Raw genomic sequence first — 13313 nt, forward strand, 5'->3', positions numbered from 1 at the left:
GGGTCAGAAACGGAAAGAGATTTGCACACCGAACAGGTCCCAGTCCTCCTGGGTGGTATGCAAACGGTCCGGGTTATCGGCCTGCGGTAGCCACATCGTGCCATGCACGCGGTGATATTCGCCGCGCACCATCCAGCTCCGGTTGATGTCCCAACGCAGGCCGAATGTCCAGTCCTGGGCATAGGCGGCGTGGTTGGGCAGGCCGATCCGTTCGAAGCCCATGCCGTTGCGGTTGTCGGTGTTGGCGTAAATCGTATCGTAGCGTACCGTGACTTGCCAGTTCGGTAGAAACCGATAACTGCCTTCGACATACCAGCTTTCGGTCGTAAAACGGCTATTGGGGAGAATGCCGTAGCCTTTGACCACGTTTCGGCGGTAATTGTATTCTCCGGTCAGCGTCAATTTTTCGCCGTTGTACTGCGCGGACAGCATCAAGGGACGTACAAACGAAGTGCCCGGCCCGAATCTGTCGCCCGCCAGCGGATGGTAATCCAGCTGCAGGTCCGCATAGCTGACCGCGAAGACGTATTCGCCGCCGTTCAGTTCGTAGCTCAGTTGGGTGACCACGGTGGGTTGGGCCTCAAATTCGCCGCGCGCGAAAGGGCCCAACTGGATCGACCGGATTTCCTGATTGTTGCCCAGCGGAACGACATAGTTGAACTTAAAGTTGAAATCGCCGTACCCGGTATGCTGTTCGGCATAAAATTGGCCGCCGTCGCCGGAAGTCAGCAGCGAGCGCGAGCGTTCGAAATAATTGCCTTGCGGCAACAGGATTGTCGGATGCGTAAATGCGACGTCGCGGGTTTCGTTGTATAACCCCAGCGGCACTTTGACGCGCCCGCCGCGCAGCCCGAGCCGTCCCGATGTGTATTCCCACAAGGTCAGGTCGGCAAGTCCGTAGTCGACCCGGACGCTGCCGCGATCGATGTTTCCGGCCCGGCGGTAGAGCCCCTGAATCGCAAAGCTCAAGCGGTTAGACGGTTTATAGGACGAATTGAGGCCGATCTCGGTGATGCCGAGGCTGATGCCGTCGTCGCTTTGCCCGAACAGATTATTGTCCGAGGTGTGGAACAGACTTTGCGCGAGAAAGCCGTGCACCTGGATTTCGTCGGGCAAATCTCCGGCTCTGCCCGCCAACGGCAGGCTCCACAGGATGCCCAGACTCAGCCCGCTATTGATAATCGAACAGACGAATTTGCGCATTGCTGTCGGGTTTCTTGCTTACATAGCCGATCGCATTCGGCGTGTTGGTGACTTTTTCGATCATCTCCCGTTCCGAGTCGAGCTGGACCGGAGCGATGCCGGTACCGGAATAGATCATTCGGTCCCAGGCGCGCCGGAACTGGTGCGGAAACATGTCCAGGCTGTTCTTGACGAAGTCTTTATGGACCGGGTCGTCGTCGGTCAGCGTAAAAACCTTGATCGGTTCGCCGTTAGGCCAGATCCTCAGATGCATCGCGAAGATTGCCCGGGTATCGGCGCGTGAATAATGCGCGGATGGGACCGAGGCGTTGACGATGATTTCCGCCGCCCCCGCGACAACCGGGCACAAGCCCAGGCAAACGCCGACGATTGCCGAAGTAATCAGTTTCCTGATGATCGGTTTCCGAAGGCGCAATTTAGCCGTCCCTTGCGCAGGAGCGTCTAGTCACCGGAATCGTCGGATGATGAATTGAAGACAGTCTTGGCGCTGCGGGCATGAGTCCGTCTTGGGGGAAGAAATTCGGAGTTTAAAGTTTTTGCCAGCGCAGGCGGTTTGCATTGCTGACCACGGTCAGCGAAGACATCGCCATCGCCGCGCCCGCGATCATCGGATTCAGCAGGATGCCGGCGAAAGGATACAAAAGGCCGGCGGCGACCGGAATGCTGATCGTGTTGTAGAAAAAAGCGCCGAACAGGTTTTGTTTGATATTGACCACGGTAAGCTGCGACAGCCGGATCACTTCCGGTATTTTCATCAGCGAGCCCTGCAGGATCACCACGTCCGCGCTTTCGATCGCGACGTCGGTGCCGGTCCCGATGGCGAAGCCGACGTCGGCCTGCGCGAGCGCCGGCGCATCGTTGATCCCGTCGCCGACCATGCCGACCGTTTCGCCCTGAGCCTGCAGTTCCCTGACCACGGCCGCCTTATCCTGCGGCAGCACTTGCGCCCTGACTTCGGCAATGCCGGCTTCCTGCGCGATCGCCTGGGCTGTGATCGGATTGTCGCCGGTCACCATCAGCACGCGGATGCCCTGATTGCGCAGCCGCTGTACCGCAGCGGCCGAATCGGGCTTGATCGGATCGGCGACGGCAACGATGCCGGCGAACTGCCGGTCGACCGCGAGCAGCATCGGCGTTTTGCCCTCGGCGCTGAGTTTGGCAAGGTTGTCCTGATGGCTTGCGAGATCGATGCCTTCTTTCTCCAGGAGTTCCCGGTTGCCGAATACGACGCGGCGGCCGCCCTGCGTCGCCTCGACGCCGTGGCCTGTAATTGCCTTGAATTGCGTCACTTTTTTCGGTTGGACCGTTTGTTCCCGCGCTGCCGCCAGCACGGCCGCCGCCAGCGGATGCTCGGAGCCGGCTTCGAGGCTGGACGCGAGTTGCAGCACTTCGGTTTCGGAAAAACCGCCGGCGCCTTCGATCGACACGACCTTCGGCTTGCCCTGAGTGACCGTACCGGTCTTGTCCAGCACCAGGCAGGTCAGTTTGCCGGCTGTTTGCAAGGCGTCGCCTTTGCGGATCAGTATGCCGGTTTGCGCGGCCTTCCCGACCGAAACCATCACCGAAATCGGGGTTGCAAGGCCCAGCGCGCAAGGGCAGGCGATTACCAGCACGGTCATCGAGGTGACGAACGCATAACCCAGGGACGGTTCCGGACCGAAACCGTACCAGACCAGAAAGGTGAAGACCGCCAGACCGATCACGGCCGGCACGAAAATCGCGGAAACCCGGTCGGCCAGTCGCGCGATTTCCGGTTTGCTGTTCTGCGCCTGGCGCACGCTGTGAATGATCTGGGCCAGCGCGGTATCGCGGCCGATGCGGGTCGCCTTGAACAGGAAGCTGCCGCTTTGATTGATCGTGCCGGCGGCGACCGTGGAGCCTTCGATTTTTTCGGACGGCATCGGTTCGCCGGTCAGCATCGATTCGTCGACCGACGAGTGGCCTTCGATCAGCACGCCGTCGACCGCAATTTTTTCGCCGGGGCGGACCCTGAGCGTTTCGCCGAGGCCCACGTCTTCGATCGGCACGTCGAGTTCCGCGCCGTTCCGAACGACCCGGGCCGTACGCGGCTGCAGGCCGATCAATTGGCGGATCGCGGATGAAGTCTTGCCGCGCGCCCGGGTTTCGAGGCCCGAGCCCAGGTTGATGAATGCCAGGATCACGACCGCAGCTTCGAAATAAGCATGCTTGGCCAGGGAGGGCAGGCTGCCGTAATACTCGATCACGATGCAGGAGTAGAGCCAGGCGGCGCCGGTGCCGACCGCGATCAGGGTATCCATGTTCGCCTGCCCGGACTGCAGGGCCTTCAGCGCGCCCCGGTAAATGTGCGCGCCCGAATAGACCAGCACCGCCAAGGTTAATATCGCGACTTCCGGCCAGAACCAGCGTCCGGTGGCGGAGCCCATGTCCGGCAGCCAGTCCGCCATTTCCAGCAGCATCAGGAGGCCGCCGACGCCGCCTGCGACCGCCGCTTTTTTCAGCAGCATCCGGTAACGCGCCAGCTCCTGCTCTTCCTGTTCCGCCGGATCTTCGAATCCTTCCATCACCGCCGCTTCGTAGCCCGCGTCCTTGACGGCTCGGATCAACCGTTCCGGATCGGCTTCGCCTTTTACGGTCGCGGAATGGTCCGCAAAGTTGACGCTGACTTCGGTAACGCCGGACACGCCGCTCAGCGCGCTTTCGACGACGCTGACGCAACCGGCGCAGCTCATCCCTAAAATCGACAAGCGCAGTTCGTTCGATGCTTCTTCTTTGCTCATGAGGTCTCTCCGGCGATTCCCATCGGATTCGGATTATTCGACCGAAAAGCCGGCCTCGGCGATCGCCGCCTTGATCGCTTCCAGATCGGTTTTCGCAGCGTCATAGTCGACGCCGACCTTTTTTTCCTTGCTCGATGCGGTCACCGACAGCACGCCGTCGATCGCGCCCAGTTTGCTTTTGACATTTGCTTCGCAGCCGCCGCATTTCATTCCGGTAACTGCCAATTCAACGAATTCAGCCATGTTCATTCTCCTCGTATTCGTAATTTCCCGAAGTTATATCATACTCGACTGAAACCGGATAATCATGATATAAATGCAGGAGAAGGAGGGGGCGGGCGCTGCTTGCTTTGCTTGGTGAATCACCTTTGCGCGAATCATGGAATTAAAAACACTAACCAATCAAACCATCGCATTGGCGGGGGTCGCACAGGCGGCGGCGCTGGTGCAGCAATTGGCGACGCGGGGTACCTGCGATCAGGAGGCGCTGAACGCCAGCATCGGAAGTGTGCTGAAAATCGATTCGGAAAGTGTGCTGGATGTTTACGGCGGGCTGAACGGCCTGAAGCTCGGCTTGAGGCAATTGCAGTCGCAAATGACCGGCTATCGGGTCGATAATCCGGAACAGGCCCGCTATGCGGCAACTCTGGTGTTTCTGGAGAATCAGCTTTCATCGCGGAAGGATTTGCTCGATGCGATCCGGGTCGGCGTCGAGAAAGCCCAGGCGCAAAGCGAACATTTCGGCCTTCTGCACGAAAACGTGCTGGCCAATCTCGGCGAAGTCTATCACAGTACGGTCAGCACGCTGCAGCCTCGCATCATGGTCAACGGCGAGCAAACCTACCTGTCGCGGCCCGATACCGTCAACAAGATCAGAGCGCTGCTGCTGGCCGGCATCCGTTCGGTGATTCTGTGGAAACAATGCGGCGGCGCGCGCTGGAAATTCATTTTTTACCGCAAAAAAATCCAGAAAGAGCTGGAAAACCTGCTGCAGCAGGTTTGACGCGATAATGACCGTTCTTGTCGAGGCCAATCATCTGTCCCGTTATTACGGAAGCCAGTGTGCGGTCGACGATATCAGTTTTACGCTGCATCGGGGCGAAGTGCTGGGCCTTTTGGGACCGAACGGCGCCGGCAAGACCACCACGATGCAGATGCTCTGCGGCAACCTCGCGCCCAGCGCCGGGCAGATCCTGATCAACGGCGTCGACCTGCTCGACCGTCCGAAAGAAGCCAAGCGCCATCTGGGCTATCTGCCCGATACACCGCCTTTATACCGGGATTTGACGGTCAACGAATTTTTGGCCTATTGCGCCGAACTGCACGGGGTTGATAAAAAAGCGATTCCGGGCGCCGTCAAGCGCGTGCAGGAACGCTGCGGGCTGGACGAGGTGCGGGACAAGCTGATCGGCAACCTTTCGAAAGGCTTCCAGCAACGCACCGGCATCGCCCAGGCGATCCTGCATAGTCCGAAAGTGATCATTCTGGACGAGCCGACGGTCGGCCTCGATCCCTTGCAAATCCGCGAGATCCGGGCGCTGATCCGCGAACTCGGCCGGGAACACGGCATCATTCTATCGACTCATATTTTGACCGAAGTCGAAGAGTCCTGCACCCATGTCCAGATTATCCATCAAGGCCGCCTGGTCCTGCACGAGACGATCGCCGGTTTGCAGCGGCACATGCACAGCTGCACGTTGGAAGTGATTACCCGCATCCCGCCGGATCTGAAGGCGCTGTCGGCCTTGCCGGGCGTGCTGTCGGTCGAGCCTCTGGCCGGCACCCGCCTGTTCGTGCATCACGGCGTCGACGACAATCCCGCCAAGCAGATTGCCGAGTTGGTCGTGGCGTCCGGCTGGGGGCTGGAGGAACTGGTACCGGTCAAAAAATCGCTCGAAGACGTATTCATCCAATTGACCTGGGAGACGGAGGCGGATTCGGAATGAAAATGGCATTCACGATCGCCGCCCGCGAATTCAAATCGCTGTTCCTGTCGCCCTTGGCTTGGACGCTTCTGGCGATTCTGCAGGCGATCCTGGCCTTTCTGTTTCTGACCCAGGTCGAAGCGTTCAATATGCTGCAGCCGAAACTGGCGGGGCTCGACAATGCACCCGGGTTGACCGATATCGTGGTGACGCCGCTGTTCGGCAATGCGGGGATCATTTTTCTGCTGGTCACGCCGCTGTTGACGATGCGCCTGATTACCGAAGAACGGCGGAACAAGACAATGGCGCTGCTTTTGTCCGCGCCGGTTTCCAATGCCGAGATCGTGCTCGGGAAATATTTCGGCGTGGTCGGCCTGTTATGGGTGATGGTCGTGCTGACTGCCCTGATGCCCTTGTCCCTGCTGGTCGGCGGCGACCTGGACCTGGGCAAGCTTGCCGCAAACCTGTTCGCGCTGGCCCTTCTGGCTGCGGCGTTCGCGGCGACCGGCCTTTATACCTCCTGCATTGCAAGTCATCCGACAATCGCCGCGATGACTGCCTTCGGCCTGCTGCTCTTGCTGTGGATTCTGGACTGGACTGCCGGCATGGGTGAACAGCGGGCTTATGTCTTTGAGTATCTGTCGATACTGCGCCATTTCCAGAATCTGCAAAGCGGCCTGGTCAGTACCGCCGATGCCGCCTATTTCCTGCTGTTTACCGCCGTTTTTCTCGTGCTGAGCATTCGCCGCCTCGATTACGACCGTCTGCAAAAATGAAATTGACGCGCCATGTGCATCAACAAATCCGCCTGAAAAACCGGCTTCTGACTTTGCTGTTTCTGTGCGCGGTGGGGGGGGCGGCCTGGCTGAGTGCGCGCTATTCGTATCAGGCCGACTGGACGGAGGCCCGCTCGAATACGCTGTCGCCGGCCACCCGGAAGCTGTTGCAGGCAATGTCCGGTAAAGTCAGCGTGACCGCCTACATCAAGACCGGTTTGCCGATACGCCTGCAGATCGCGCATTTGGTCGACCGCTATACCCATCTCAAGCCGGACCTCAAGCTGGACTTCGTCGACCCGAACAACGATCCGCAAAAGGCCCGCGAGCTGAATATCGGCGAGGAAGGGCTGGTCGTGGTCGAATATCAGGGCCGCAGCGAAAAACTGAATTTTATCGACGAGGCGGCGCTGACCAATGCCTTGCTGCAATTGACGCATGCGGAAGACCGCTGGGTGTCTTTCCTGACCGGACACGGCGAACGTTCGCCCGACGGCGAGGCGAACTTCGACTTGAACCGCTTCAGCAAGGAGCTGCGGCGGCGCAGGATCAATGCGCAAACGGTCAATCTGGCGAAGCTGCCGGCGATACCGGACAATTCGGCGCTGCTGGTGATCGCTTCGCCTTCGGTTGCGTTGCTGCCCGGCGAGATCGAGATCGTCAAGCAGTACGTGCAGCGCGGCGGTAATCTGTTGCTTTTGGCCGATCCGGGCGACAAGACGCTCGATTTCATCTGGCCTCTGCTCGGCCTGCATCCCTTGCCGGGCCGGATAGTCGACAAGGCGGCCAAACTGGCCGGAATCAATGATCCGAGCTTCGTGATCGTCAGTGAATACAGCCGCCATCCGGTCACCCGCAATTTCCAGACGCTGACCGTGTATCCCGCGGCGGCCGGTTTCGACATCGCTGCCGATATCGATTTCGAGAGTGTCCCTTTGCTGAACAGCGGCCCCGAGTCCTGGACCGAAACCGGACCATTGACCGGAACAATACGTTTCCATCCGGACAGCGCCGAAAAGCAAGGGCCGATTACGCTGGCGTACGCCTTGACGCGGAATCTGGAAAACGGCGGCGAACAGCGCATTATTGTGGTCGGCGACGGCGACTTTCTTGCGAACACCTATATTGATAACGCCGGCAATCTGGACATGGGGCTGCGCATGATCAATTGGCTGGTCCATGACGACCGTTTTATCGATATTCCCGCCAAAACCGCGCCGGACCGGACCCTGAAGCTGACCCTAACCAGCATTGCGGTGATCGGCTTCGGCTTTTTGATCGTGCTGCCGCTTTGCTTGCTCGTTACCGGATTTACGATCTGGCACCGGCGCAGGCGCCGATGAGGACATGGCTTTTTCGGTCATTCGTTACCGTGTGGCAGGGTTTTGCGATGAAATCTTTATTACCCGGTTCCTTACGATTCAGGCCATACGGGCTTATCCTCGGATAGCGGGGAAATCGGCTTGATGTTGATGAGTCAGTGTGCAAGAGCGGTTAACGCAACCCGCTGCTCCTCTTCGGAGCGATATTAGTCGATGTAGCCGTCATCTTTCATTTTTTTCTCGTCGACATACTCTCGCACCACCAAGGCAGCCCCCAGGACGACTACAAAGAGTGCAGCAGCGGTAATCGTCAGCTTCAGGAAGATTTCGCCGCTTAACAGAGCGAACCATAACTGGAGCAGAGCAATGACGACCCAGATGACGAAGATGGCCAGACAGATGATCGCACCGGTTCTCATTGGTCCCGCTCCATGATGACCAGATAGGCTTCGCGCCTCCATAGGAGCAGCATGCGGCGAATGTCTTTTTCCATCGTGACCACCTTCCATCCTTGTCTGGCGTTACCGTTCAAAAATTCGCTGAAGCGGACCGGGTCGACTTTGGATGCGCCAAGCAGCAGAGAGCCGAGCAGGCCTTCCTGATAAATCACGACTTTATATTCTTTCATGCAGACCTCGGTTTGGTGTTCAAGTAGGCGTTCATTATAGAAGGAAGAAAGCGAGTGGCTTTGAAAAATCAGGTAGAGCTTGAGAAGACCGTTCTTCGATGACAGGCCATGCTAAGGACTCCGCCTCAAAGGTTCAAGGCGGAGTGTATCGATCCTTTAGATTGAAGTGTATCGAGATTATTTAGTGGTCCATTTTTCGGCCAACAGCGCCGAAAATTTGCCGAGATAAACTCCGATCACGATCGATACGGAAATGACCACGAGCGGATTGCTGAACGAAGCGCCGAGCAGAACGTCTTTTGCCATTTTATCCGGTGTCTGCAAGAGGTAGGCGAAAGTCATCGAATATCCGAACACGCTGGCCGGAATCGCAGACAATTGCGGAATCGCAGCAGCCAGGCACATCACGATCACGGCCACCGTGACGGTCAATGCCGCCATCAACGGGAATCCAAGCATCGCGTCGGAGGGCACGTTCAAAAGCAGGAAAGCGGTGACCCAGGCCATGACGACGCCGAAAATGCTGCAAATCAGCGAGCCCTTGAGGGCTGCATCGTTGGCGCCGAGCGCAAAATAGGTCGCCCAGGGGATTGTTGCCGCCCAGATGAAAAAATAACCATTGAGAGGGCCTACGGCAAAGAATGTCGCGGCGCCTGCCAGGAGGCCGATACTGAAGGAAAGGGCGGTGAGTTTGTTCATATGATTCTCCATTAAAAACGCCTCGACATTACGGAAAATCAATGGATTTCATCAGGGAGGCGGTCCGATGAAAGTCCAGCGCGCTGCATCAGGGTAAAGAACGCAACTTCCGTCCGTTGCCCGGACGGGATGTTAACAAATATTGGCCGCCGGATAAACCGGGCAACAATCAGGCGTAACTGCGGCGTAATGCCCAATAAGCCGCTAGGAAGGTCAGCAAGCTCGGAAATAAGGCGGTCAGCGGAGCGTTCAGTTCGTAAATGAGTCCTAAATGCCCGACGATTTTGTCGATAATATTGAATCCCAATCCGATCACCACGCCGATGATCATCCGCGCGCCGACGCTGATCCCGCGCCTGACGCCGATCACGAAAGGCGCCGAAATCATCAGCATCACGAAGGTCACGAAGGGATTGACCAGGCGGCTCCACAAGGCCAGGTCGAAGACTTGGGATTTCTGGTGGTTTCGCTTTAGAAAATCGGCATATCTAGCCAGTTCGAGAACGGATAAATTGTCCGGGCTGACCACGGTAATGTCCAGAATCTCGGGTGCGATCGAAGAATTCAGCCGCTGTTCCGGGAAAGCCGCGGCCCGCATCTTTTCTTTGGAAATATCCGATTGCCTGATTTGCTGCAACTGCCATTGCTCCTTTCCTAAAAAACTGGCATGGTCGGCATGCAGGGTACTTTGCAAGCGCCGATTTTCATCCAGTTCGTAAATGCTGATGTCGGCCAGATCGCCGTTGTCCTCGATTTTTCGAACATTGATGAACTTGTTTTTTTCGCGCAGCCAGATTCCATACAAAGTATGGGTTTGAACCGCATCGTGCTTGGCGACGGATTTGATCAGCTGTGCCTGTCGTTCGGCGAGCGGGGCAACGCATTCGCCGACGCCGATCGAAACGATTACCAGCACTGCCCCGGCGGCCATTACTGCGCGGATAATGCCGGGTACCGAGAGGCCGGCCGCCTGCATGGCGATCAGTTCGCGGTTATTGGCCATCGCACCGAGGATGAACAGGCTGCCGAGCAGGGCCGAGGCGGGCACCAGCTCATAGAAGACGCGCGGCGAAGTCAGGGCCAGGTACAGGGCGATTTCTTTGAGCCCGTAGCTGCCTCTGCCCAGATCCTTCATCTCGTCGGTAAAAGTAAACAGGTTGAACAGGGTTAGCAGAAACAGGATCGCGATCAGCGAGCCCTTCAGGATTTCCTTGACCAAATAGCGGGTTAATACATTCATTGGGTTCTCGATGCCTTGACTTTAAGCATTAACCATTTCCAGCCGAAAAAGCGGGCGAGGTAGACCAAGCCGATTGCGAGCAGCAAACCATATACGCTGGCCGGACCGAGCCAGGGCGGAATGACCGCTTTTGTGACCCAGCCCTGGCTGACGCGTTCGAGATTGCCGTAAATGAAAAAAATCAAGAACCCGGTCAGGATATTGCCGTAAACGCCGCCGCGGGGAGACAACTGCGCCAGCGGCACCGCGATGAAGCTCAGGAGGAGGGCGCCGAACGGAATCCCCAGGCGCCGCTGCAGCTCGGCGGTTTCAGGCGGCTTGTCCGAGTTCCACAATCGTTCGCTGGGTAGCGCTTCCCGCAGTTCGCGCACGAAAGCTTCCTTACCGTCGATCCGGACCGCATACTGGTTAAATTCTTCGATTACATAATCCAGTTCGCCGGGTTGACCCTGAATCCGCTCCCCCTGCTGCAGTACGATATAACGGCCGTCCGGCAGGTCTTCCAGGCGGCCGGTTTCGGCATTCACGACAGCAAGGGAGCCGCTTTTTTGCCGATGCTGCACAAAAACCTTGTGCATGGTTTTATCCTTGCCGATATCCTCGACGTAAAACACCAGATCGCCGCCGCTGTATTCGCTGAATTTGCCGGGAGCAATGCCCCGAATGTCGGCGGATTGCCTGTCCTTGCTGATCAGCTGTTCTGTCGTCGCTTCCGCCCACGGCGCGACATAAAGCGACAGGCCGGCCGCCGCAAGGCTCAGCGGGACTACGAATTGAAAAACCGACCGGTAAATCGCGCCTGCCCCGGCTCCTGCGGATTGGAGCGCCGACATTTCCTGGTCGCGGTACATGCGCCCCAACACCATCAGCACGGCCATGAAAGTGGCAGCCGGTAAAAACGTGACTCCGGCGATGATCGTTCTAAGGCCGAGAATCGTCAGCAGCACGTCGTTCGAGATCTCTCCCGCGATGGCCTGGTCGAGTACTTTGATGAACTTGCGGCTGACGATGATCACGACGATTACCGACCAGACCGACAGCATCGTTTTGAAAAGGTCCGTCGCGATCATCCTGTCCAGGACGCCGAACAGCGGCTTTCGTGCCGCATAAGTGCCTTGCGGCCAGTTTGCCTCCAAGCGCGTCTCCTCAATCATATTCGTAACAAGTGGTGTATAATCGCCGTAAATTGTTCATTCGCACGGTCTAATTTCCGGTGCGGATGAATCTACCGAGAGCGATTAGACAGAAAGTAAAAAGCAATGGATTATTTTATAGAAAGTGCGCCCATAGAAAAACTGCAATCTGATTGCATCATCGTTGGCATTTACCAGGAAGGCCCACTGACGCCGGCGGCGTCGGCACTCGACGGCCTGACCCGCGGGCTTGTAAAGAAAATTGTCGAGCGCGGCGATCTGAGCGGTAAGAACGGCGAAACGGTGCTGGTCAATGCGCTGCCGGAGGGTGGCATCGAGCGTTTATTATTGGTCGGGCTTGGGAAAAAGGATGCTCTGAACGCCAAAACGTACCGTAAAGCACTTGCGGCCGCCGTCAATGGCCTCAAAAGAACGATCGTCAAATCGGCCGTTTGCTGCCTCGGCGAAGCGGAAGTCAAAGGCGCCGATTCGGCCTGGAAAATCCGCCAGATCGTGGAGGTCTTCAATGATGCGATTTACCAGTTTACTCAGCTGAAAGCGGAAAAAGAGCCCGATTCCAAACTGCAAAGCGTTGTGATCAGCGCGCCGGAAAGCGAGCGGGCGGCCGCCGAAAAGGGGCTCCTGCAGGGTAAGGCGATTGCGGCGGCGATGGAGTTGACCAAGACGCTCGGCGATTTGCCGGGCAATATCTGTACCCCCTCCTATCTGGCCGAGCAGGCCCTTGAACTTGCCCGCTTCGATAAATTGACCGTGAATATTCTCGAAGAAACCGAGATGGCGGCGCTCGGAATGGGGTCTTTGCTGTCCGTCTCGCGCGGCAGCCGCCAGCCGGCCAAATTGATCGCGCTCGAGTATCAGGGCGGCGAGCGCAACAGCAAGCCGATCGTACTGATCGGCAAAGGGTTGACCTTCGACGCGGGCGGCATTTCGCTGAAGCCGGCGCAGGGTATGGACGAAATGAAATACGACATGTGCGGCGGCGCGACCGTGCTGGGCGTGCTGCAGGCCGTTGCCGAAATGCGGTTGCCGCTGAACGTGGTCGGCCTGGTGCCTTCTTCCGAGAATCTTCCCGACGGCGATGCGAACAAGCCGGGCGACATCGTGACCAGCATGTCCGGCAAGACGATCGAAATCCTGAATACCGACGCGGAAGGCCGCCTGATCCTGTGCGATACGCTGACCTACGCCGAGCGCTATAACCCCGACGTGGTGATCGACATGGCGACCCTGACCGGCGCCTGCCTGGTCGCACTGGGCCGGGTGCCGAGCGGCCTGCTCGGCAATGACGACGCTCTGTGCAACGATCTCATCGCAGCGAGCGAGACCGCAGTCGACAGCGTCTGGCGCCTGCCGCTCTGGGAAGAATATCAGGAACTCTTAAAGTCGCCTTTTGCGGATATGGCCAATGTCGGCGGCAAGGATGCGGGCACGATTACCGCCGCCTGCTTCCTGTCCCGCTTCGCCGAAAACTTCCGTTGGGCGCACCTGGATATCGCCGGCACCGCCTGGCGCACCGGCTCCAACAAAGGCGCAACCGGACGTCCGGTGCCGCTGTTGTGCCAGTACCTGATCAACCGCAGCCAGAAGGCTTAAGCCGCCGTTTCAGG

General features: G+C 58.1%; 14 protein-coding genes. 5 read left to right on the forward strand and 9 right to left on the reverse strand.

Annotation, left to right across the window (positions count from 1 at the left end):
• Window positions 1–3: 3 nt before the first annotated feature.
• From JJL52_RS03970 to JJL52_RS03985, 4 genes are all read right to left on the reverse strand, one after another.
• Window positions 4–1203, reverse strand: coding sequence for a TonB-dependent receptor (locus JJL52_RS03970; protein ID WP_202051100.1), 1200 nt, complete (start codon window positions 1201–1203; stop codon window positions 4–6).
• A complete protein-coding gene (locus tag JJL52_RS03975; protein WP_236994039.1) occupies window positions 1172–1618 on the reverse strand; it encodes a substrate-binding domain-containing protein in 447 nt (148 codons plus the stop codon). The genes JJL52_RS03970 and JJL52_RS03975 overlap by 32 nt, the downstream gene beginning before the upstream one ends.
• A 112-nt stretch (window positions 1619–1730) precedes the next feature.
• Entirely contained in the window at window positions 1731–3962 is a 2232-nt protein-coding gene (locus tag JJL52_RS03980) for a heavy metal translocating P-type ATPase (RefSeq protein WP_202051101.1), read from the reverse strand.
• A 33-nt stretch (window positions 3963–3995) separates the two neighbouring features.
• Window positions 3996–4205, reverse strand: coding sequence for a heavy-metal-associated domain-containing protein (locus tag JJL52_RS03985; RefSeq protein WP_202051102.1), 210 nt, complete (start codon window positions 4203–4205; stop codon window positions 3996–3998).
• Between the two features lie 136 nt (window positions 4206–4341).
• Here JJL52_RS03985 and hflD point away from each other — a divergent pair, with 136 nt between their 5' ends.
• Genes hflD through JJL52_RS04005 form a run of 4 tightly spaced genes read left to right on the forward strand, consistent with a single transcriptional unit; the run spans window position 4342 to window position 8006 of the window.
• Window positions 4342–4965, forward strand: a complete 624-nt coding sequence (gene hflD / locus JJL52_RS03990) for a high frequency lysogenization protein HflD (protein WP_202051103.1) — start codon at window positions 4342–4344, stop codon at window positions 4963–4965.
• Between the two features lie 7 nt (window positions 4966–4972).
• The gene (locus JJL52_RS03995; protein ID WP_202051104.1) at window positions 4973–5908 is read left to right on the forward strand and encodes an ABC transporter ATP-binding protein; all 936 of its coding nucleotides are present in this window, start codon (window positions 4973–4975) and stop codon (window positions 5906–5908) included.
• Between the two features lie 2 nt (window positions 5909–5910).
• Window positions 5911–6663: an ABC transporter permease subunit gene (locus tag JJL52_RS04000; protein WP_202051105.1), complete on the forward strand. Its 753-nt coding sequence runs from the start codon at window positions 5911–5913 to the stop codon at window positions 6661–6663.
• The gene (locus JJL52_RS04005) at window positions 6660–8006 is read left to right on the forward strand and encodes a GldG family protein (protein ID WP_202051106.1); all 1347 of its coding nucleotides are present in this window, start codon (window positions 6660–6662) and stop codon (window positions 8004–8006) included. Before JJL52_RS04000 ends, JJL52_RS04005 begins: the two co-directional genes overlap by 4 nt.
• Before the next feature lie 185 nt (window positions 8007–8191).
• On the opposite strand, the gene JJL52_RS04010 is transcribed toward JJL52_RS04005, so the two are convergent.
• The 5 genes from JJL52_RS04010 to lptF form a co-directional block, all read right to left on the reverse strand.
• The gene (locus tag JJL52_RS04010; RefSeq protein ID WP_202051107.1) at window positions 8192–8404 is read right to left on the reverse strand and encodes a hypothetical protein; all 213 of its coding nucleotides are present in this window, start codon (window positions 8402–8404) and stop codon (window positions 8192–8194) included.
• Entirely contained in the window at window positions 8401–8613 is a 213-nt protein-coding gene (locus tag JJL52_RS04015) for a DUF4177 domain-containing protein (protein ID WP_202051108.1), read from the reverse strand. Before JJL52_RS04015 ends, JJL52_RS04010 begins: the two co-directional genes overlap by 4 nt.
• A gap of 177 nt (window positions 8614–8790) precedes the next feature.
• Window positions 8791–9312 carry a DUF1097 domain-containing protein gene (locus JJL52_RS04020; RefSeq protein ID WP_202051109.1) on the reverse strand — a complete coding sequence of 174 codons (522 nt, stop codon included), beginning with the start codon at window positions 9310–9312 and terminating at the stop codon, window positions 8791–8793.
• A 169-nt stretch (window positions 9313–9481) separates the two neighbouring features.
• Window positions 9482–10552: an LPS export ABC transporter permease LptG gene (lptG, locus tag JJL52_RS04025; RefSeq protein ID WP_202051110.1), complete on the reverse strand. Its 1071-nt coding sequence runs from the start codon at window positions 10550–10552 to the stop codon at window positions 9482–9484.
• Window positions 10549–11706, reverse strand: coding sequence for an LPS export ABC transporter permease LptF (gene lptF / locus JJL52_RS04030; RefSeq protein ID WP_202051111.1), 1158 nt, complete (start codon window positions 11704–11706; stop codon window positions 10549–10551). The genes lptG and lptF overlap by 4 nt, the downstream gene beginning before the upstream one ends.
• 105 nt (window positions 11707–11811) lie before the next feature.
• Here lptF and JJL52_RS04035 point away from each other — a divergent pair, with 105 nt between their 5' ends.
• Complete coding sequence (locus tag JJL52_RS04035) at window positions 11812–13299, forward strand: leucyl aminopeptidase (protein ID WP_202051112.1); 1488 nt, start codon at window positions 11812–11814, stop codon at window positions 13297–13299.
• The last annotated feature ends 14 nt before the right edge of the window (window positions 13300–13313 follow it).

Origin of the sequence: Candidatus Methylomicrobium oryzae, assembly GCF_016745425.1 — a bacterium.
In the GTDB taxonomy this organism is placed as follows: Bacteria; Pseudomonadota; Gammaproteobacteria; order Methylococcales; family Methylomonadaceae; genus Methylomicrobium; species Methylomicrobium oryzae.